The sequence below is a fragment of the Yersinia fenwicki genome (genome assembly GCF_043099325.1).
Classification (GTDB): domain Bacteria; phylum Pseudomonadota; class Gammaproteobacteria; order Enterobacterales; family Enterobacteriaceae; genus Yersinia.
In genome coordinates this window covers 85,516-107,076 of sequence record NZ_CP170755.1, presented here as the reverse complement: position 1 = coordinate 107,076, position 21,561 = coordinate 85,516, and the positions used below count along the sequence as shown (strand labels likewise).

Genomic DNA, 21,561 nt, shown 5'->3' with positions numbered 1-21,561 from the left:
ATATTCTTACATAAATAAAGAGAAGCTAATTAATCGCTAGAACAGTCACGAAATAATATCAATAATATTTTCTCTTCATAGATAAAAAATGTGATCCGCATCATTTTAAATTCACACTTTTGCTCGGATGAGAAATATTAACTATGGCGTTATTCTATTTTTTTTGTATCACTCATACATAAATAATTCATTATTCTTTACATGCTAATTAATTTATTAATCGCCTGTATAAATATTTCGGTGTTGGTCAAGACTCGCTTTATGAAAGATATGAATGAACGGGTGGGCTTAAGCTGCTGCAAGGATAATAATGTGAAAGAAAAAAATGAAAACTATTCAGAAAAGTAGTATAGCTCAAATAGCTGCGTCAAATCATTCTGGCGTTCAGAAACGGGGTACCAGTACATTCAGCAAAGTTCTGTCAAGAATCTCCAATACCGTTCAAGAATGCATTAGAACTTTCGGGCAAAAAGGTCATTCCCTACAACCTGCCGATAAGATAGAAATCAAAGCGGTGCAATCCCAGAATATACAAGTTAAGACCGAGATAAAGCGCCCCAAGGAAGCGCCACCAGCACCGCCACATTCTCCAACGGTAGCTAACAAACCAGCGAGACCGGAACCGCCAGCCCCCCTTGCACCTCGGAATTCAAGCAACACGGCATCAGCATTTCCTCCTACGGTAGCTAAGAAAACGCAGGTAACGCGCCCCACAAGTCCGCCGCCGCCACCTCCGATTACGACACCTAATCAGCCACTGATGCCAGTTCGCACGGCACCGCCAGTTCCTGTTGCGGCAAATATAAGTCAGCAAGGGCCAGAAATCTCAGCACAGAATGGGAGCGAGCCCGTTAAGCCTGATGTTTCCATTAATGATATTAAAATGACGCCAGATGAGCTGACGAAGGCATGGGCTGCTATAGCACTTGCCAATGCAAGTTTTGAGAAACAGTACAGGCAGCAAAAATAATAAATAGCGACCTCAAGCTAGCCAAATAGCGCCCTGGATTTGCATCTGAGATGAGCGGAGAATATCTTGCGACACTCTCCGCTCATCATTACTGCATCCGGCTAAGCGCCGCTGACCTTTTCTGCTTCATCCTGATCAATAGCAAAACAAGCTACCATTTGGTCGCCATACTTCTTCAGTTGCGGCTGTAACTGAGTGCAAGTGCCAAATGCCCGGCGGCAACGCGCATTGAACGCACAACCTGGCGGTGGGTTCATTGGGCTTGGTAACTCACCGGTCAACTTAATACGCTCGCGGCGCATATCCGGATTCAATCGTGGTGTAGCAGATAACAATGCTTGCGTATAAGGGTGACGCGGATTATTGAAAATGGCCTCTTTGCTGCCTTTTTCAACACAACGCCCCAGATACATCACCATCACTTCATCGGCAATATGTTCAACCACTGACAAGTCATGGGAGATAAAAACATACGACAGCCCCAGCTCTTGTTGTAAATCCATCATCAAGTTCAATACCTGTGCCCGCACCGACACATCCAGCGCAGAAACCGGTTCATCGGCAATCACCACATCCGGATTCAACATCAACCCGCGCGCAATGGCGATACGCTGGCGCTGACCACCGGAGAACATATGCGGATAACGGTCATAATGCTCGGTTTTCAGGCCGACTTTCGCCATCATCGCCAATGTTTTTTCGCGGCGCTCTTTGCTGCTAAGTTTGGTATTGATTTGCAGCGGTTCTTCCAGGATCTGCCCCACTTTCTTACGGGGATTCAACGAACCATAAGGGTTCTGGAACACAATCTGGATTTTCTGTCGCCGCAGCTTCTCAGCACTTTCATCTGGTTTGAGCAAATCCTGACCTTGATAGTAAAGTTCACCGCCGGTTGGGATTTCTATCATAGTCAGTAAGCGGCCGAGAGTGGATTTCCCACAACCCGATTCGCCAACCACCGCCAATGTTTTGCCGCGCTCTAGAGTGAATGAAACACCATCCAGAGCTTTAACCAGACGTTCCGGCGCAAATAACCCTTTTTTGACCGGATAGTATTTTTTTAAATCAATGGCTTGTAACAGTGGCTTGGTTGCCTGTGATTCATTTTTCATATCAGTAGGTTGACTCATAGGGTCGGCCTCCCCGCATCATCAAGCGGTGTATGGCATTTAACCTGACGCCCCGCTGGCCCCAACAGTTCAGGTTCTTCACGGCGGCAGCGATCATTGGCATACGGGCAACGCGGGTTAAGCAGACAGCCCTCAGGACGATCATATTTACCCGGAACCACACCCGGTAATGATGCCAACCGCGCTTTATCCTGCGCAAACTCCGGTAACGCCCGCAACAAGGCCTGGGTGTATGGATGGCGCGGCGCACGGAAGATTTCCGACGATTTACCGGTTTCTACCACCTGACCGGCATACATCACAATAATATGATGAGCCGCTTCAGCCACCAGTGCCAGGTCATGCGTAATCAGCAACAGCGCCATATTTTCGCGCTGCTGTAATTCCAGCAGTAACTCAATAATTTGCGCCTGAATGGTCACATCCAACGCGGTTGTCGGCTCATCGGCGATCAGCAGCTTTGGCTTACACGCAATAGCCATAGCAATCATCACGCGCTGGCTCATCCCGCCGGAAAGCTGGTGCGGATACACATCCAAACGCGACGCCGGGTCAGGAATACCCACCAATGTCAGCAAATCTACTGCCCGCTGATGACGCGTTTTACGATTGCCGCCCTGATGTACCTTCAGCGCTTCCATTATCTGGAAACCGACGGTATAGCACGGGTTAAGGCTGGTCATCGGGTCTTGGAAGATCATCGCCACTTCCGCGCCCACTAATTGACGTCGCTCTTTTTCAGAAATCTTGGTCAGGTCGCGGCCATTAAACTCCAGCTTATCGGCCATCACTTTTCCGGGATAATCAATCAGCCCCATGATTGCCAATGAACTAACTGATTTACCAGAGCCAGATTCACCGACAATTCCGACCACCTGACCTTGCTCAATGCTGTAACTGATACGATCTACGGCTTTGAACGGCGCATCTTCGTCACCGAAATGCACCGATAATTTATCTACATTTAAAAGTGCCATCTCTCTCTACCTCTGTTACTGCTTGAGTTTGGGGTCGAGAGCATCACGCAGGCCGTCCCCCATCAGGTTAAACGCCAGAACCGTCAGCAGAATCGCCACACCGGGGAAGGTCACAACCCACCAGGCACTTTGGGCAAACTGCAACACATCAGAGAGCATGGTGCCCCACTCTGGTGTTGGCGGTTGTGCACCCATGCCGAGGAAGCCGAGAGCCGCCATATCCAGAATGGCGTTAGAGAAGCCGAGAGAAGCCTGCACGATCAACGGTGCAAGGCAGTTTGGCAAAATATTGATAAACATTTGGCGCATCGCGCCCGCACCGGCCACTCTTGAGGCCGTGACGTAGTCGCGATTCACCTCAACCAGCACGGCGGCTCGCGTCAATCGCACGTAGTGCGGCAAGGCGACAAAGGTTAGCGCCAACGAGGCATTCACAATGGAAGGTCCGAATACCGCCACTAACACTAATGCCAGCAACAGGCTTGGCAGTGCCAGCATGATATCGACCACACGCATGATGATGGCATCGACAATCCCACCGAAATAACCGGCCAGTAAACCGAAAACCACGCCCATCACCAGCGACAGAACCACCACCAGACAACCCACCAACAGCGAGAGGCGAGCACCGTACATCAGGCGGGACAAAACATCGCGGCCTACATCATCGGTACCGAGAATGAATTTCCAGCTACCGCCCGCTTCCCAGACGGGTGGCTTTAGCAATGCATCACGAAATTGCTCGGCTGGCCCATGTGGGGCAAGCCAGGTAGCACCTGCGGCAATTACCAACATAATAATGATATAAAACAGGCCGATTACAGCCCCTTTATTGCGCTTGAAATAGTGCCAAAACTCCTGCATTGGAGTCATCGGCTTCGGCGCACTTTTTACTGTAGACTCAGTAATTTGAGACATTCTGCGCCCCTTATTTCTTGTGACGAATACGCGGGTTAACTACGCCATAGAGCACATCTACCAGCAAGTTAACTAAAATAATCATGATCGCAACCAGCAACACCCCACCCTGTACCACCGGGTAATCTCGGCGTTGCAAAGCATCCATCAACCAACGCCCTAATCCCGGCCAGGAGAAAATGGTTTCCGTCAAAATCGCGCCCGCTAGCATGGTGCCGACCTGCAAACCAATCACGGTAACCACCGGCAATAAGGCATTGCGCAAGGCATGGACTACAATCACTCGCATCCGACTCAAACCTTTGGCGCGCGCGGTACGGATATAATCTTCGCCCAACACTTCCAACATGGAAGAACGGGTCATACGCACGATAACGGCGAGAGGAATGGTGCCCAATACAATCGCTGGCAAAATCATATGCATCACCGCATCTTTGAAGTCACCCGGTTCACCCCAAACTAAGGTATCTATCAGCATAAAACCGGTCAGCGGCAGGCTGTCGTCGAGGAATACGGTATCGCTGACACGCCCCGAGACTGGGGTTAGGTTCCATTGCACCGAAACCAGCATAATCAGCATGATGCCCCACCAAAAGATAGGCATCGAGTAGCCAGTCAGGGAGATCCCAACGGCGGTGTGATCGAATATTGAACCGCGTTTGACTGCTGCCAACACACCAACCGGGATACCCACCGCGATAGCAAATAGCATCGCGCAGATACCAAGTTCCAGTGTCGCTTTGAAGCGGGGAACGAACTCTTCCCAGACAGCAATACGGCTTTTCAGCGAAATGCCGAGATCGCCGTGTAATACGCCATTCACATAATGGAAGTATTGTTGATAAAGCGGCTTATCCAGCCCCATTTCCGCCATGATTTGAGCATGACGCTCGGTAGAGATACCGCGTTCCCCAGCCATGATGGTCACCGGGTCGCCCGGGATCATATGAACAAAAGCAAAGGTCAGCAAAGTAATGCCGATAAACGTTGGGATAACTAACCCCAAACGTCGGAGTATGAACTGCAACATATCCCGAACTCTCTGTGTAGAATGCCAGGCCGCTCGTGGGCAACCCAGCTTATTAAACCTCCCCAATAAGCTATTTTACTTGCCATTTTGACCTAGGGCAGTGCTCACCACCGTCACGTACTGCGTGTACGCTCCGGTGCTTGCGCGCTGTCCATGCCCAAAATTTCTGCGACAATAACACTTATTGGGAGAGCTTATATGGCTCACATCTGTATCTGTCTTAACCTAAATAAGAAACCGGCGAATATGCGTACTCCACACATTCACCGGTTGTCTACAAGGTTAAAATTAATCCAGGGACACGTTGTCGAAATGGTGTTTACCTAACGGATCAACCACATAACCTTTCACTTCTTTACGCACTGGCTCATACACGGTTGAGTGAGCCACAATCAGCGCTGGCGCTTGATCATGCATCACAACCTGAGCTTGTTTGTAAAGTGCGACACGTTTGTCATGGTCAGACTCAGCACGCGCTGGCTGGATCACGTCTTCAAACGGCTTATAGCACCACTTGGAGTAGTTAGAACCTTGTTTGGCCGCATCACAGCTGAACAGGGTGGCGAAGAAGTTATCCGGGTCCCCATTGTCCCCAGTCCAGCCCATCATCACAGTTTCATGCTCGCCGTCTTTGGCACGCTTGAGGTATTCGCCCCACTCGTAAGTCACAATCTTGGCTTTCACGCCCACTTTCGCCCAGTCAGACTGGATCATTTCAGCCATACGACGGGCATTTGGGTTGTACGGACGCTGAACTGGCATTGCCCATAGGTCGATGGCGAAACCATCTGGCAGACCGGCTTCTTTCAACAGCTCTTTCGCTTTAGCAGGATCGTAAGCGTAATCTTTCACGTCATCGTTATAACCCCACATGGTTGGTGGGATCAGGTTCTTGGCCGCCTGGCCAGCCCCTTGATAAACCGCATCGATAATCGCTTGCTTGTTAACGGCCATGGTCAGCGCTTGGCGAACCTTGACGTTATCCAGTGGTTTTTTCTCAACGTTGAAAGAGAGGTAACCGACGTTCAAGCCCGGTTGCTCCATCAAATTGATGGTTTTGTCTTCTTTCATGCGGGCAATGTCAGCCGGGTTAGGGTACGGCATAATCTGACATTCATTTTTCTGCAACTTAGCGTAACGGACTGACGCATCAGGAGTAATAGAGAAGACCAAACGATCAATTTTCGGTTTGGTACCCCAGTAGCCATCAAATGCTTTGTACAGGATGCGGGAATCTTTTTGATACTGTTGCAATTGGAACGGGCCAGTGCCGATAGGGTTTAAATCGACTTTTTCCGGTGTGCCCGCTTTCAACATGTTGTCAGCATATTCGGCGGACAGAATTGACGCAAAATCCATTGCCAGATCGGCCAGGAATGGAGACTCTGGACGAGCCAGTTCGAAACGCACCGTGTTGTCGTCAACTTTAACAATATTGGTGATTAAATCACCCATACCCATACCCTGGAAGTATTCATAGCTGCCGCCAGATACTTTATGGTACGGATGTTTATCATCTTTCTGACGCATAAAGGAATAAATCACATCGTCAGCATTGAAATCACGAGTCGGTTTGAAGTCTTTGTTATCTTGCCACTTCACCCCTTTACGCAGGTGGAAAGTGTAAGTTTTGCCATCTTCACTCACTTCCCACTTCTCAGCCAGACTGGGTTCAATTTCGGTGGTCCCGAGTTTGAATTCAACCAGACGGTTATAGATAGGAACTGAACTTGCGTCATAAGTCGTGCCAGAGGTGAAAAGTTGCGGGTTGAAACCTTCCGGAGAACCCTCAGAACAATATACCAATGTTTTCGCTTGTACACTGGCCGCTACGGTCAGTGCAATCAGCCCAATACCGAATTTCAGTATCCCTGTTTTTCCCAAGGAAATCGTCATCGCTTGTGCTCCATTATGGTGATGTGTGTTGTGTGTACGGCCAAGTCCTATAATTTTTTCGTCCGTGGACTGTACCGTTTTGGCCTATTAACCGCAGGGATGCGGAATTGAGATGTCGGATAATTGTTATCGCGACAGCAACATTGAATGTATGAAATCACCCAAAATCACTCTCGATGACTACCCCTGAGAGTACCAATTTGGCAACAGTTGGTAACAACGTCAATACGGTCTGAGTGGATTTATCAAGACAATGAGAAACAGTATGCAAACATAAAAAAAACTTCCCATTAACATTATCAGCATTAAAATTTATGCTATTAGCCATGAACTAGTTGCATTAACTGGCTAATGATAATAAAGCAGCTGTAACATCCAGTGACAAACAAAAAAACTTTGTTGCTAAATGCTGCATATCTGTTCAGATTTTTTTGTAATATCGATAGAAAATAGAGGGAAATGCTGTTGTGACAGCCGATAAGTGACGTGAACCTTGTCACATACAGCCGGAATTTCAAACATTTTGCGTGCTGTTAAAAAAGCGAAATGCAGGCCTGGTTATCTATGTTAACCAAGAGCAGATATGGCTCTCAGATAGGCTGCACTATAATGACGCCCTAAATCAGTGCATCATGCTGTCAGAGTAAAAGAAGTGAGTACAGATTCGGGTGATAGAGTTCATTTAAGGCTTAAGGGTTTGAATAACATCGAGGCCACCATGTATCACGCCTGCATCACCGGGGAATCTTTTATAACGTAACTCTATATCACTAAATGCACTGACGATCCTGCCTTTATCATTGCTTAACTCATTAGTATCAATCAGGATATTTTGAGAGGTAATGATATTCCCATGGTTATTATCGACTGTTTTTGTTTTTAGCTGTATATCAGCAGATCCAACACTTGCATTCGATTTGATAACACCCCGCGTATTATTAATTGTGTAATCAGCGGTAATGGACGTTAGCCGACTGTTAGCATAAATACTGCCTGTTTTATTATTAACGTTATGCCCAGAAATTCTAATACCAAACTTCTCGCCAACCTTATAACTCAAGCCTTGCCTGTCACTTTTTATCCTCCCTCCGACATTATCTATGTTACCACTGCTTCTTAATTTTATTTTCGGTGCAGATACTCTGCCATTACTATTATTAATAAATGAGGTTGATATAAGATGGGCTATCGTTCCAGCATCAATTGTCCCTTTATTTTTTATGCCTCCATTTTTTGCAAAAATTAATATTTTATTAGCATACATCCCACCAAGTTGAGTAACATCAACGGCAATGTGGGTTCTGCTATCATCGATATAGTCATATATTGGCTTGATATTTAATAACTTTCCAATTGGGGCAAAATTGACATTCAGCTTCCCTGTGGTAACAGCGATATCGCCACTTCTTATTTCACCATCTATGATGAGCAAAGTTGAAAACAGATCCAGATAAGTACCAAAATCATCGTTATGACTTAAGCCATTCTTATCAATACTGATATTACCTTGCGCAACGTGATAACCCATTAAATTACCCACTCGGCTAAATACGGGTGTTCCGGTAGTCAGCGTGACATGGTTGGTATTATAAAATTGGCAACCATTGCAGCGGATTCCTGATGGATTAGCAATAATCACATGAGCTGCTGGACCAATCACAGTTAAACTTCCATACAGTTCGGTTTGTTTATCTGATGTCACTTCATTTAAAATAACCTTTGCCGATTGATTAACCAGATTGGGGTTGCCAACAAAGCCTGGCCCATCAACTTTTAGATTGTTAAAAAAAATCTTATTATGCCCACGACCGAATAATAAATTAAATTCTTCATATTTATTATGTGATACTCCTTGCGCTGTTGGTGTGGTGATATTAATAGTGGTAAAAACTGCTCCCTGGCAATAAACATCTTGCGTCTTACAGTTTTTCCTTTCTTCAATATATTTATTTACACTTGGCTGTTGGTTATGGGGTGCATGAGCATCAACAATCACCCTAGCTAATAAAGAAGGACTTATGTAAATAAAAATACTGGCTAGAAAATAAATATATATTCTTTCCATATTTACCTTAAAATTTCCGTTCAATTAGCTAATATTGCCAATTGAGCATAAAACCCAAGACGATAGGATCAGTATTAAAATGAGCTGGCTTATCAAGCGGGGTGCTAATATTGATGTTATAACCCAACCGCCGATAATATCCTCGAACGCCTATTACAGCACCAATCAGACGATCACCCAGTAAAAATTGCCCTCCTTTGTTACTCACTTCGCCATAATCTAGCCCTAAATAGAGTTGATTCGCGAGTCGCTGATTCATCCAGGCGATATCATTTTTTAAAAACCAGCCTTGTTGCCCCATAAGTGCACTGTCGGTAGTAAACCCACGCACTGAATTTCGCCCGCCAATAGAAAATTTATCCTGCATAGTGACAGCCGATCGCGTGTATTGCTGGCCAAATGTCGGCTCATATTGGAAATGATGTTCACCCAACATAAAAGGAATATTCAGTGAAGCGCTAATATTAATCAGCCGGGCCGTTGAGAATGAATCCCTGCCCGGTGATGGGCGTGCGCCAAACCATTGGGTTCCTTGCTGATAGTTAATCCCGCTACTGATGGTTGCCCAGCGAGTATAGTGAAGATGTTGTAACCCGAGTTGCCAGTCAACAGTATCCGACCGCTGGATTTCCAATTCTATATCAGCAAAAAAGCGGTTGGACTTACGGATTAACGCCCCAGTATAGCCCACCGTTTTATAGTTATTACCTCGCATGAGTAACCATTGAATTTGCATATCCAGGGATCGCCAATACGTATGATATTTATACGCGGTATTGGCTACCAACAAAGATTGATAATAGGCTCCTTGGCTGGCCGTCATACTCAATAGCCAATATCCAAAAGGGATTGAATAATGCAGGACAAAATTGTGGTTCCCTTTATCGTGATGGTTATCCAGCTCACGACTGGCAGAGAAATGAGCCAAATCACTTAGCGATAGTGGGTTATCAAGAAATAAAGTAGCACCAGCACGATAGCGACCAACACCGTAGTGTCCCGCATCATCGAGAAAAGCATTCATGCGCCAGAAACGTAACTGCTGGCGAGTCACCATAATCTGACTACTCAAATCCTCAGGATTGAGTACCACATCCATAGTGGCATTCACTGAAGGTAAACGCTGTAAATTATCCAACCCTTGTTCAAGGTTACGTAAATTAACCAAATCCCCCTGCCGGCCAGGAAACACTGTATTTAACTGAGCATAATCTTGGCTATTTTCATGGTGTTCAATACTAGCTAAACGTCCAGGAATTAAAGTCAGAAATAAAGTACCATCCACATAACTATCTTCAGTAAAAGCCACATGCGAAGTGATATAACCATCAGCAACCAGCTGCCATTGGAGTGTGTCGCGTAGGGATGATAACCCTTTCTCATCCATACAATTGCCTTGAGCCTGCGTTGCCCATTGTATTAAGCGCCCTGCATTCGGAAAGGCATCAATATTCATCAATTCGATACGCTTAATAACCAGACAAGACCCAATGCCTGTCGGTGCAGAAAGTTGGTTAACTTTCGCATAAGCAGTAAAGGGCATAATCGATATAAAAAAAGATAGTAAGACGGCCATTGCATCTATTTTTTCATAAAATATCGAAATCCCCTGATTGATTATTCTCAACATCATACAACAAGCTCCACTTCAATTAGGCCATGAGTGAATTCTGTCAACAGAACAATTGACCACAGCATGTGGCTAATAACTTAACCAATACAGATGTAGTTATTTAAGATTTTTAATTCGAAGTGGCTTGATTCATATTTCTGATTGTTTTATTTTCCCAAAAAAGGAAAAAGTACCATCCTTATTTTTAGTATAACTATCAGGTTTTTTTGCAATACTTTCACTATGTGACAATACTTCCATCTTGCTATTAATCGAATATAGTTCCACAGATTCACCTGTCATATGCCCACCCGACTTATTTTTAATATTTCCTCTTGATATCATCTGGATCACTCCCTTGGACTTAATTTCATTTAAATTTCTTATATTACCTTCTGCGACAATACGTATTTTATTCGCATAAATCCCTCCTATATCACTGACATCAACACTTTTAGAGTAACCAGAAGAACTCAAATAGGAAATCAACGGCGTTATACCCATTTTATTATCAGCAGATGCTAACTTTATTTTATTTTTTCCGGCAATGATAAAAATATCAGCAGCAGTCACATTACCATCTACATTTAAGGTATTAGAGAATAAATCGAGATAGGCAGATTTTTCACCTCTCCCCTGGTGGTTCAACCCTGATGGATAAGATATGCCATTGTTGATATTGATATATCCATCGAATATCTTAAAACCTTGCAGCTTAGTATGACGGTTAAAGTAGGGCATACCCGTGGTCAGTGTCAGGTGAGACATATTAGTAAATGAACAACCATGACAATCAATACCCGATGGGTTGGCGATAATAACATGCGCATCTTGGCCAAAAAGCTGAATTTTCCCGGCTAAGCGGGTCGCTTGTGAAGATCTCACTTCATTTAAAATAACAGTTGCAGATGACGTAACCAGATTTGGATTACCATTTCTCCTCTTGGATAACTCATTATTCAGGGTAACAACATCCTTATGATGAGGTACATCAAATTTTGTATATTTATTATGTGATAATCCATTTTTATCTGGTGATTGAATATTTATTGTGGTTTTTTCGCCACAACCTATGACAGAACGGCATGGAGCAAGAGATAATACATTAGGTTTTATCTTGATATTGGCCTGTTGATTGTTGGCTGCAGTTTTATCCGCAATGATATTGGTGGCATGAGATAAGGGAATATCACATAGCGATAATAATATGCTGAGAGGTAACAAAGATAAACGTCTGTTGATATCACTATTAATGTAGTTCATATGATTCCTCTTATAACATTGTTAATGTAGTTATTATATCGTGTACGCTAGTGGTTAAAACCGATATCAATTAGCAGCTTTAAATAAGAGGAAGTAAATGTTATAAAATATCACCTACATATTATAAAATATATATCGCAATAAATTAGTAATAAATGAAATTTTTTAATACGAGTATAAAGACGAAAAAAAACCCTGACACTGCTGTCAGGGTTCTTAAATTTGGTCGGCGAGAGAGGATTCGAACCTCCGACCCACTGGTCCCAAACCAGTTGCGCTACCAAGCTGCGCTACTCGCCGAATTGGGGCGCATCTTACTGCTACGACTTTGGGCCGTCAATCACTTTTTAACAAGCCGCTGGTGACTGTTGTTAAAAGCATCACCAGCGGTTAAAACTGAGTCAGTTGAATAAGAATCAAGCTTCAGCTTGTTTCAACTGTGGCGATTGTGCTCGTAAAAATGGCAATAAGAAGAAAGCAGATAAACAGGCCGCTATGGAAATAACGACAAAGAAGCCATTCCAGTGCCAAATCTCCATAATGCGAGCAATAGGGTAGCCTGATAAAGCCGCACCTAAGTAGGCGAATAACCCGACAAAGCCAGTGGCAGCACCCGCGGCATCTTTATGTGAGCATTCAGCGGCTGCCATACCAATCAGCATCTGAGGACCAAAAATAAAGAAGCCGATAGCGAAGAAACACCCTGCCTGCAAGACATAACTGACTCCCGGCATAATCCACAATGACGCAACAGAAAGGAAGATACCAATAGCGAATATCAGATTCATCGGTCCACGATTACCGCGAAACCACTTATCTGATCCCCAACCAGCAACCAGCGAACCAATAAATCCGCCCACTTCAAATAATGAAATTGCCGAGTTGGCCGTCATTAATGAATAACCTTTTTCTTGCGTCAAATAGAGGTTACCCCAGTCATTGATCGCGGTGCGGACGATATAAACCAGCACATAGGAAACCGCCAATAACCAAATATATTTATTAGTTAATACATAGCGCTTCACAATCTCTTTATTCGATAACCCCTGGCCCTCAGATTCTTGTACCAGCTCCATGGCATCATTGCGCCACTTACCCACACTTGGCAACCCCATAGTGCTTGGTTTATCACGTAACCGCCAGCACATCAGTAAGCCGATCACGACACCGATAATGCCAGGTATAATCATGCCGTAGCGCCAGCTAAAATGCAGAGAAATAAAGCCCACCAATAAGGGAATTAATGCACCCCCAAAGTTATGCGACGTATTCCAAATTGCCCACCAACCACCACGCTCTGAACGGGAATACCAACTGGTTAAAATCTTAGAGCATGGCGGCCAACCCCAGCCCTGGAAGAAAGCATTCAGAATCCATAAAGCACCGAAGACTAACAGTGACGAGCTCATACCAAACAGAATATTAATAATCCCGGTCATAACCAGGCCAATACCCATAAAATAACGCGGGTTTGACCGGTCACTGATCATGCCCGAAATAAATTTAGAACAGCCATAGGTGATATAAAATAGCGTACCCAAAATACCAACATCTGACATCGTCAGCCCTAAGTCGCTGAGCATGGCGGGCATAATGAAATTGAAGCTTTTACGGGTGAAATAGAAAGCTGCGTAGCCGATATACATCGTCCACATTAATTGAATACGCCAGTATTTATAAGACGAATCGATTTGCGCTTGTTCCGTCACTGGCGGCACGTTATCGCGACTTTTGAGGAAAAACCACATGTGAACCTCAGAAAATTTTTTAAGTAGAGTCATCATGTTCCTCACGCGCACCAAACTAATGAGAAAAACACCTGTAAAAAACGAGAATATTTCTTAGTTTTCATTAGCTGGCAAAGAAATTGTGGGCAAGATCACATTTAAACAGGTGCCATTATCAACACTCAGTGTAAAACTGCCACCTAGCGCACTGACTCGCGACTGCATACCTCTTAAGCCATAGCCCGGTGTTAGTGTCGCCAAGTCAACGCCTTTCCCATTATCACGAATCGTCAACGTTATCTGCTGTTTATCCTGCTGCGCGTTGATCTCGATACGGCTGGCAGCCCCGTGTCGATACGCATTGGTGATGCCTTCCTGGCAGATACGATACAGTGTGATCTTCAAGGTCTCATCTATAGGGCTATCATCGACTTGCCAATGCAATACACCAACAACGGATTGATCCTGTGGAATAAGTTCACGCATTAATGCCGCAATGGCCGCCGATAGCGGTAAGTTATTTAATGCCGCAGGCCATAATTTGGCTAAAACATCATGGACGCCATCATAAACCCGCAATGCCAGTGTTTCTATCATCCCGGCACTGGTTAGGACTGTCTCCTGTGTAGACAGTCGCTTGATAATACTGGCCTGAGTACGGATAACCGTCACCGTCTGCCCGACCTCATCATGCAGCTCACGCGCCACATTACGACGGGCTTGTTCTTCTGCCACCACCAACGCTTTGGCTAATTCGCGGTTTTCATTCAGCCGTACTTGTAATTGCAGATTTAGCTCGCGTTGGCGCTGAATTCCGGCTCCCAGCAATAAACCGGTCAAACTTTGCGCCAAGAGTGATAACAGCAAATCACGGTGTGAATCTAACTCTGCCGGAGTGATAATCAATAGCACCATGCCATTGAGTAAAGTGGCCACCACTGCCCCTTGCCAGCCATAACGGTAAGACATAAATACAATGGGAATTGCCAGGCAGAAAGGCGCGAATAAATATAAATCCGACTCGGTGATATGGTGTTGTAACCAGATACTTAACGCAAACAGTAGCAGATACCACATGATGTGGTTCAAACGCAGGTTAATCGGTTTATGAATCAGCCCCGGTTCAAGTGGAGCCCAGATTTGGCGCACCAAGTAATGCCACAATAGCAGGCAAATTGGCGCAATGGTTAAACCGCCAACTAACCCCAACAATAGCGCCATCGCACCTTGTTCACTGGCAATTTGCCATCCTAATGCCTGTATCAATGCAGCACCGATAATGACTGCGCCCTGCATCAAGGGCCATTTCCATTCACTGTCATTTTTCTGGTGACGTAATAGCCAAGGGGAAGCAACAACGGCTAATAAGGTCGTCGCCAACAGCAGAGGAATTACAGTCCATAACAAGCGATAAGAGTAGCCAAACTGATCAGTGAGCAGCCACCAAAGTAATGCGTCACCCAGTAGAATTCCCGGCCAATATTGCCGTGGGCTTTGCAATAAAATGCCCATGCGCAGACCAAAAGGGAATAACAACATGGCCTGTAAAGGCCGGTCAACCAACAAGGTGCCAACAGACCATAAACAGAAAGCGGCGGTGATATAAATAAACAATAATGCCAGCAACATCATCAAGCGTTGCATCATAGATTCAACACCTGCTTGGCTAATTCAACATTATTACTGACACCCAGTTTGGCAAATAAGTTAGCGCGGTGAACATGAACTGTTTTCGGTGACAAGCCAAGTGATTCCGCGATGTCACGCACTTCCATCCCTTGCGCCAGCAGCACAGCAACTTCTCGCTCACGGCGGGTTAAAGGATCAATAGCAACGCGAGCCAATTTCTGGGCAATTTCAGCCATTAAATAAACCCCGCCACTGCCGACTGTGCGTACCGCATTAACCAAATCTTCAGGTTTACAACGTTTGGAGAGAAACCCACGCGCACCGCGTTCCAGCGCCATCTCGACTAACGCCGGGCTGTCATGCATCGAAAGCATAATAACGCCCATACCTGATGGAAGATCTTTCAAGAGATCCAAACCACTTTCATCAGGCATAGAGATATCACAAATACAGATATTGGCCTGCAAGGCGGGCAGCCCAGCTCGAGCCTGTTTCGCCGAACTAAACTCTCCTACCACCTGAATATCGTCTTCCAGAGCAAGTAGCTGGGCAAAACCTGAGCGCACAATGTCATGATCATCAATAAAGACAACACGGTAAGCCATAGAAGGCTCCAGCCGGTAGGGATTCGGGACTGGAGTATACCGCACCCTCAAAGCGACAATGAGATTGATATCAAAAATCATGCCGTATCAGATTTTACTTGCGCTCATTAATTATATTGCAGGCTGAGGAGGCCGTCCTGGTGCCTGACACCAGTTATTAGCTGCATTAATTCCGCCATCCGGTGAGGTATAACCTAAACACCCCAAAATAGAGTCAAACAGCTCAACCTGACGATGACTTTTACCGACGCGCTGCTCTGCCTGTAGTTGCTCAAAAGCCGTGAGGCTTCCCGGTTGGGCCAGAAACTTATCTGATGCCCAGACCATTAATGGCACACGGAATTGCTCTGGCGGTGCCATTTCACGTGGTGTGCCATGGAAGTGAGAATTATCGTCAATAGATTCACCATGATCAGCAGCATAGAACACTAGCGCTTTCTTATCACGCATTTGATCAATGACATTGGCAATAAACGAATCGGTGTATAGCACGCTGTTATCAAAAGCATTTATCAGTTGCTGCTTACTACAAAAGTCATCCACACCCATACATTCAGGCTGATAGCGAGCATAGCTACGAGGGTAACGTTGCGAATAGAGATAATGTGACCCTTTGGTATGCAGTATGACTAAATGCTTACCAACCGGATAACGCCCGAGTGACTCTTTCAATTCATCGACCAACAGCATGTCATCTACTGGCTTATCATCGTTACGTTTCTCAGAAGCGATTAATTCCCGAAACGAATAATTATCAACACTCGCATTATTGTAGAACCACATCTCGCTCTGCATGGCGAACAATTCAGAAGTGAAGCCCAGGGATTTCATCACCGCGAACACATTTTGTTCTCTCAGCGAGCGCTGTGGGTTATCTTCCGTTCCTCCTTCACGCACGAACATGCAGCGCAATGAAAGTTTGGTGGAGGTATCGCAAGATGTGCCACGAAAAGCAACTAAGTTCTTTTCTTTACTGAGACGTGGAGTGGTATCGCGCGAATATCCTAGCAACCCCATATGGTCCCAACGGGTGGTTTCACCAATAATAAACACAACATAGGTATCATCAATACCGGCTGGTGCGACATAAGTATGGTGCTCCGCTGGGTCATACAACGTTGCCGCGTCATACTTCTCATCGTATTGCGTGTACGCGTATAAACCCAATGCAGCCAACCAGTTAGAAGGTAAATATGAGTGGGCAACCACCCCGCCATAACTGGGTAAATCCACGGTTTTCAATTGTTCATCCGCGTGCTGTACTTTATCCAGATAACGAATGGGCAACCAAACCAATGCGACCACCACCGCCATCAGTAAGATTGGCTTGATACGCTGACCCGGAGTCAAAAATTGCTCTAATAGAGTGAGTCGTAAACTATTTTTCCAGATAAGCAGTAGAGGCAGTGCGCTGACGACGACCATCCAAATGATAAAATGGAGTCCAATAACCTCTTTAGACAGGTCAGTATCAGTGGTCAAAACGGATATGACGATGCCGTAACCAATCACCACATTGAAAAACGTCATGTAATAACTGGCTGCGACAGAAATTAATACCAGAAGGGTTGCGACTACGCGATAAAACCATCGGCCACCGAGGGAAATAATGCGCATAACAAAAAAGGTAAACAGAATAATTGCCATCACTTCGATGATAGCTGACACCACTTTTATGCCTTGAATACCTTGGCTAAAGGTGTCAAAACGACGATAAAAGACAGAGATATTCAGGAAAATACCAATATAAACAGCCAACAACAAAGAAATACTTTGCTGCGATAAAGATTTAACTCTGTCCATATAACGCAGGGTCTCCAGAGACACTATTTGCGGCTTGAATCCATCAGACAGTGAACCCCTCCTCAGGTTCAGTGTAAAGCCAATAAGCACGCTATTGATTTCAGTTACAAGAATTATCCTAATCAATCTTGGCTATTCAGTCTGAGAACTGGCATATAGTCCGGTATCGATATACCAGCGTATTTATTAGGCAATATGATGGCGGGGATTATATGCCCACAAAATAATTTTTATGGGCTTTTGCGTGCGAAGAGAGAATTATTTGATATTCAAAGTGACATCAATATTGCCACGGGTGGCATTGGAGTATGGGCATACAACATGGGCTTTTTTCACTAAATCTTCAGCCACACTTCGCTCGATGCCTGGTAAGCTAATATCCAGTTGAACTTCAATGCCAAATCCCGTCGGTATAGCGCCAATGCCTACTGTTCCTTCAATACTGGCGTCATCGGGAATTTTCACTTTTTCTTTTGATGCCACAAATTTCAGCGCCCCGAGGAAGCAGGCAGAGTAACCCGCCGCAAACAGTTGCTCTGGATTTGTCACGGCCCCACCAGCGCCGCCCATCTCTTTAGGGACACCCAATTTTACATCCAATACGCCATCCGAGGAGGTTGCCCGACCATCACGGCCACCCGTCGCTTTAGCTTTGGCACGATATACCACTTTTTCGATAGACATAGTGCTTTCCTTTGAGGGTCAATAATTATGGAGAACATGTACGATTTGAAAGTATGGCACTCATTATGAAAAAGCCCCCAATAGGGGGCTTAAATAGCACAATCATTTAGAAAAATAAGATCATTTAGCCGGAGCGTCGATTTTGTCGTCAATGCGCTGCAACATATACGGGTAGAACGGATTTGATGAGATGCGCATCAGTGAATCCAGCCCAACCACCAAAACAGCCCGCTCACCGCGTGCGGCGAATGTCCCTAGGCTGATACCGTATTGGTCACGCGGTTCTGGGTAGCGACCATAGAGTGAATCACTCATTGGGAATGGTAATGCCACATGAGATAACGAGAAGATATCTGGCGGATAAATCAGCCCGGTCGGGGCTGAAGTCTCGTCGGTTTGACCAGCCAATGTTGTCAACGCCACGGTTTCATTACTTTGTGGTGAGACATTGCTGATAATCGTCACGCTGTAATTACGCGGTGGTGGCGGTAATAAACGAGCCAAGGCCGTATAAGAAGATGTTCTTAGTAATGGGCCGAAGCTTGCAGCGCGGTTCAAGTCGAACAACACCACTTCACTGCCATTCTTAGGCAAGTGATTATAAAGAGCCGTCACAACAGCACGGGTGCTAACTGTTGAATCCATTAATGACTGGAAGGTCAAAATTGGAGGTAACTCCGCCATCTTATTATTTCGGGCATCACGCGCAATTTGCTGCTGCAACACAGATGTCAGCAAATAAGACTGACGGGCAGCATTCACCGGGAATGAGTTGTATTTGAATGGATTAAACTCGGGCACAATCCCTAACCAAGCCGCTTTGGCAAAGGCCGGGAAGATAGCAGGCCAACCGGCTATGCCAGCAAAACGCGCGAAGCTTGTGACCCCAATCATTGGCGATATCAAAATAACGCGCTCAGGTTTTGCCAGTTTCGGGTCATCCAGGGAGTCGAGTGTATATTTCATTGCCAATGCTCCGCCGTTGGAGAATCCAACAACATGCAATGGTAAATCAGGGCCGCTCAGTGCTTTGGCTTCACGGACAGCAAGGCGAGTAGCCGCTAACCAGTCCTGCCATTCAACATCAGTCAACGCACCGGGTACCGTGCCATGAGCAGGTAAACGAATGCCAATGGCAACATATCCACGTTGACGGTAATTCTCTGCAATATGACGCAAACTATAAGGAGTATCAGTCAGGCCATGCAGTAATACTACGGCACCTTTAGGCTTACCTTCGGGTTGCAAAATATAAGAACGGTTCCAGTCATTTTTAAAATGAGGTGGATAAATTGAGCTACCAGAATAATAACGGTTTAATGGAACCTGAGTTCTGGGTTCCAGTTTTTCGGTAACATTGGTACGAACTTCATCGAAAATATTGTTTTCAGCTTTTATGTAATCCGCCCAACTGGCTTTATCAATCTCAGCGGCGCGCATATCATGAGGAACAAACGTATGCCAAAGCTCCAGTTTCGGGCCGCGTTGTGTATCATAAATTCTTATCGCCAGTATGGTGAGTGATATAACCACCAAGACCAGTACAATCCGTTTAATCCACCGCTTAATAGCTAGAGCTGGCATGGGCAGTTACTCCGTAGATATATAAATTTCATCGTTAAGGTCACTTTATCACCATCTGGTTATGCCGCTACTTTAAACGCAAAGCATTATCTTGGTATATAGTGCGATATTAATAAAATTAGCATCCAGCTATTACGCTCCAAGAAACAATCCTCAACCGCTTAATTCCCCCGTCATCCACCTCATTTCACTGGCCGCTCCGCCCTCCCTCAAAATAAATCGGGCCGCAGATGTGATTAATCGCGGCCCAATTCAGAATGACGATTGCTATGCTTCGCTGTTTTCCACCCGCTCGGCAATAACATGAACAGGTGTTTTCCGTACCCAAACCCACCAGGCCAGTGTCATTAATATCACCCAAGCCAAGCCAACATACATGGCAATACGGGTATCAGGAAAATACCCCAAAACCGCAATAATGAAGGCCATAAAGATAATAGTGAGCATCGGAGCCACCGGCCAGAAAGGCACTGGAAAGGCGAGGCGGGCAACATTTTCTTTGCTCATTGAGCGGCGCATCGCGACTTGCGAGATAAGGATCATCAGCCACACCCAGACTGTGGCAAAGGTCGCAATCGAGGCAATAATCAGGAATACATTCTTCGGGATCAGATAATTCAACACCACACCCAATAACAGTGCTATTGCCATCACTAAAATGGTCATCCAAGGCACGCCATTACGGGTCAAACGACTGAAGCATTTAGGTGCTAGCCCCTCCTGTGCCAGGCCATACATCATGCGGCCAGCACCGTAAATATCGCTATTGATCGCCGAAATAGCCGCAGTAATAACCACTAGATTCAAAATATTGGCAGCAGAACTGATCCCTAAACTACTGAAAATTTCTACAAAAGGACTGCCATTTTGCCCAATGCTATTCCACGGATAAATAGCCATCAAAACAAATAAGGTCAGAACATAGAACAGTAGAATACGTACAGGAACAGTATTGATAGCTCGTGGTAATACTTTTTCCGGATCTTTTGCCTCACTGGCCGTCACTCCGATGATTTCAATACCACCAAAAGCAAACATCACCACAGCAAATGAAGCAATCACACCTGTAATACCGTTTGGCATAAATCCTTGATGAGACCATAAATTACTGACCCCAGTACTCTCATGACCGGCACCGAAACCAAACATCATAATGCCTAGCCCTGCCGCAATCATGGCAATAATCGCGGTTACTTTTAGCAGTGATAGCCAAAACTCCATTTCACCAAATACTTTGACTGAACACAGATTTAGCGCACCAATAAAGAAAATAATACTCAGCACCCATACCCACTGCGGTGCATCCGGGAACCATAGTCCCATATAAATACCGAACGCCGTGACATCAGCCAGCGCCACAATGATCATCTCAAAGGTATAGGTCCAACCGGTAAGAAAGCCCGCCAGTGGGCCAAGGTAACGGCTGGCGTAGTGGCCGAATGAACCCGCAACTGGATCATGCACCGCCATTTCGCCAAGTGCGCGCATCACCATGAATACGGCGGCACCACCAACCAGATAAGCGAGTAATACCGCGGGCCCGGCCAGACGGATTGCCTCGGCAGAGCCATAAAACAAGCCGGTACCAATGGCAGAACCTAACGCCATGAACCGGATATGCCGGGCGCTAAGGCCGCGTTTGAGCGTGGATGAATCATTCTTCATGGT

16 protein-coding genes and 1 tRNA gene are annotated in these 21,561 nt (G+C 45.5%); 1 reads left to right on the top strand and 16 read right to left on the bottom strand.

Annotated features, from left to right (window positions below; translation table 11 throughout):
* Positions 1 to 325: 325 nt before the first annotated feature.
* The gene (locus ACF3VQ_RS00455) at positions 326 to 970 is read left to right on the top strand and encodes a hypothetical protein (protein WP_392432969.1); all 645 of its coding nucleotides are present in this window, start codon (positions 326 to 328) and stop codon (positions 968 to 970) included.
* A 101-nt stretch (positions 971 to 1,071) separates the two neighbouring features.
* Here ACF3VQ_RS00455 and dppF read toward each other — a convergent pair whose 3' ends face one another.
* The 16 genes from dppF to ACF3VQ_RS00375 all read right to left on the bottom strand — a co-directional run bounded on the left by dppF (position 1,072) and on the right by ACF3VQ_RS00375 (position 21,558).
* Positions 1,072 to 2,082: a dipeptide ABC transporter ATP-binding subunit DppF gene (gene dppF, locus ACF3VQ_RS00450; protein WP_392435756.1), complete on the bottom strand. Its 1,011-nt coding sequence runs from the start codon at positions 2,080 to 2,082 to the stop codon at positions 1,072 to 1,074.
* Positions 2,083 to 2,096: 14 nt separating this feature from the next.
* A complete protein-coding gene (gene dppD / locus ACF3VQ_RS00445; protein ID WP_392432968.1) occupies positions 2,097 to 3,077 on the bottom strand; it encodes a dipeptide ABC transporter ATP-binding protein in 981 nt (326 codons plus the stop codon).
* 15 nt (positions 3,078 to 3,092) lie between these two features.
* The gene (gene dppC, locus ACF3VQ_RS00440) at positions 3,093 to 3,995 is read right to left on the bottom strand and encodes a dipeptide ABC transporter permease DppC (RefSeq protein WP_392432967.1); all 903 of its coding nucleotides are present in this window, start codon (positions 3,993 to 3,995) and stop codon (positions 3,093 to 3,095) included.
* A 10-nt stretch (positions 3,996 to 4,005) separates the two neighbouring features.
* Complete coding sequence (gene dppB, locus ACF3VQ_RS00435; protein WP_019081650.1) at positions 4,006 to 5,025, bottom strand: dipeptide ABC transporter permease DppB; 1,020 nt, start codon at positions 5,023 to 5,025, stop codon at positions 4,006 to 4,008.
* Positions 5,026 to 5,313: 288 nt separating this feature from the next.
* Complete coding sequence (gene dppA, locus ACF3VQ_RS00430) at positions 5,314 to 6,921, bottom strand: dipeptide ABC transporter periplasmic-binding protein DppA (RefSeq protein ID WP_392432966.1); 1,608 nt, start codon at positions 6,919 to 6,921, stop codon at positions 5,314 to 5,316.
* A gap of 682 nt (positions 6,922 to 7,603) precedes the next feature.
* Positions 7,604 to 8,986, bottom strand: coding sequence for a filamentous hemagglutinin N-terminal domain-containing protein (locus ACF3VQ_RS00425; protein WP_392432965.1), 1,383 nt, complete (start codon positions 8,984 to 8,986; stop codon positions 7,604 to 7,606).
* Between the two features lie 28 nt (positions 8,987 to 9,014).
* Positions 9,015 to 10,529, bottom strand: coding sequence for a ShlB/FhaC/HecB family hemolysin secretion/activation protein (locus ACF3VQ_RS00420; RefSeq protein ID WP_392435754.1), 1,515 nt, complete (start codon positions 10,527 to 10,529; stop codon positions 9,015 to 9,017).
* Positions 10,530 to 10,748: 219 nt separating this feature from the next.
* The gene (locus tag ACF3VQ_RS00415; protein ID WP_392432964.1) at positions 10,749 to 11,861 is read right to left on the bottom strand and encodes a filamentous hemagglutinin N-terminal domain-containing protein; all 1,113 of its coding nucleotides are present in this window, start codon (positions 11,859 to 11,861) and stop codon (positions 10,749 to 10,751) included.
* A 223-nt stretch (positions 11,862 to 12,084) separates the two neighbouring features.
* Positions 12,085 to 12,161, bottom strand: a tRNA-Pro gene (locus ACF3VQ_RS00410).
* A 116-nt stretch (positions 12,162 to 12,277) separates the two neighbouring features.
* Positions 12,278 to 13,609: an MFS transporter gene (locus tag ACF3VQ_RS00405; RefSeq protein ID WP_392432963.1), complete on the bottom strand. Its 1,332-nt coding sequence runs from the start codon at positions 13,607 to 13,609 to the stop codon at positions 12,278 to 12,280.
* Positions 13,610 to 13,702: 93 nt separating this feature from the next.
* On the bottom strand, positions 13,703 to 15,235 hold the full coding sequence (gene uhpB / locus ACF3VQ_RS00400; protein WP_392432962.1) for a signal transduction histidine-protein kinase/phosphatase UhpB: 1,533 nt from the start codon (positions 15,233 to 15,235) through the stop codon (positions 13,703 to 13,705).
* The gene (gene uhpA, locus ACF3VQ_RS00395) at positions 15,232 to 15,822 is read right to left on the bottom strand and encodes a transcriptional regulator UhpA (RefSeq protein ID WP_392432961.1); all 591 of its coding nucleotides are present in this window, start codon (positions 15,820 to 15,822) and stop codon (positions 15,232 to 15,234) included. Before uhpA ends, uhpB begins: the two co-directional genes overlap by 4 nt.
* Before the next feature lie 111 nt (positions 15,823 to 15,933).
* Entirely contained in the window at positions 15,934 to 17,625 is a 1,692-nt protein-coding gene (gene eptB / locus ACF3VQ_RS00390) for a kdo(2)-lipid A phosphoethanolamine 7''-transferase (RefSeq protein WP_392432960.1), read from the bottom strand.
* Between the two features lie 258 nt (positions 17,626 to 17,883).
* A complete protein-coding gene (locus ACF3VQ_RS00385) occupies positions 17,884 to 18,309 on the bottom strand; it encodes an organic hydroperoxide resistance protein (protein WP_004875517.1) in 426 nt (141 codons plus the stop codon).
* A 120-nt stretch (positions 18,310 to 18,429) separates the two neighbouring features.
* Positions 18,430 to 19,893 carry an alpha/beta hydrolase gene (locus tag ACF3VQ_RS00380; protein WP_392432959.1) on the bottom strand — a complete coding sequence of 488 codons (1,464 nt, stop codon included), beginning with the start codon at positions 19,891 to 19,893 and terminating at the stop codon, positions 18,430 to 18,432.
* 267 nt (positions 19,894 to 20,160) lie between these two features.
* Positions 20,161 to 21,558 carry an amino acid permease gene (locus ACF3VQ_RS00375; protein WP_392432958.1) on the bottom strand — a complete coding sequence of 466 codons (1,398 nt, stop codon included), beginning with the start codon at positions 21,556 to 21,558 and terminating at the stop codon, positions 20,161 to 20,163.
* Positions 21,559 to 21,561: the final 3 nt, after the last annotated feature.

Coding starts and splice junctions, on each gene's coding strand:
- ACF3VQ_RS00455 (WP_392432969.1), top strand. CDS start 326: ATGAAAACTATTCAGAAAAGTAGTATAGCTCAAATAGCTGCGTCAAAT.
- dppF (WP_392435756.1), bottom strand. CDS start 2,082: ATGAAAAATGAATCACAGGCAACCAAGCCACTGTTACAAGCCATTGAT.
- dppD (WP_392432968.1), bottom strand. CDS start 3,077: ATGGCACTTTTAAATGTAGATAAATTATCGGTGCATTTCGGTGACGAA.
- dppC (WP_392432967.1), bottom strand. CDS start 3,995: ATGTCTCAAATTACTGAGTCTACAGTAAAAAGTGCGCCGAAGCCGATG.
- dppB (WP_019081650.1), bottom strand. CDS start 5,025: ATGTTGCAGTTCATACTCCGACGTTTGGGGTTAGTTATCCCAACGTTT.
- dppA (WP_392432966.1), bottom strand. CDS start 6,921: ATGACGATTTCCTTGGGAAAAACAGGGATACTGAAATTCGGTATTGGG.
- ACF3VQ_RS00425 (WP_392432965.1), bottom strand. CDS start 8,986: ATGGAAAGAATATATATTTATTTTCTAGCCAGTATTTTTATTTACATA.
- ACF3VQ_RS00420 (WP_392435754.1), bottom strand. CDS start 10,529: ATGCCCTTTACTGCTTATGCGAAAGTTAACCAACTTTCTGCACCGACA.
- ACF3VQ_RS00415 (WP_392432964.1), bottom strand. CDS start 11,861: ATGAACTACATTAATAGTGATATCAACAGACGTTTATCTTTGTTACCT.
- ACF3VQ_RS00405 (WP_392432963.1), bottom strand. CDS start 13,609: ATGTGGTTTTTCCTCAAAAGTCGCGATAACGTGCCGCCAGTGACGGAA.
- uhpB (WP_392432962.1), bottom strand. CDS start 15,235: ATGATGCAACGCTTGATGATGTTGCTGGCATTATTGTTTATTTATATC.
- uhpA (WP_392432961.1), bottom strand. CDS start 15,822: ATGGCTTACCGTGTTGTCTTTATTGATGATCATGACATTGTGCGCTCA.
- eptB (WP_392432960.1), bottom strand. CDS start 17,625: ATGGACAGAGTTAAATCTTTATCGCAGCAAAGTATTTCTTTGTTGTTG.
- ACF3VQ_RS00385 (WP_004875517.1), bottom strand. CDS start 18,309: ATGTCTATCGAAAAAGTGGTATATCGTGCCAAAGCTAAAGCGACGGGT.
- ACF3VQ_RS00380 (WP_392432959.1), bottom strand. CDS start 19,893: ATGCCAGCTCTAGCTATTAAGCGGTGGATTAAACGGATTGTACTGGTC.
- ACF3VQ_RS00375 (WP_392432958.1), bottom strand. CDS start 21,558: ATGAAGAATGATTCATCCACGCTCAAACGCGGCCTTAGCGCCCGGCAT.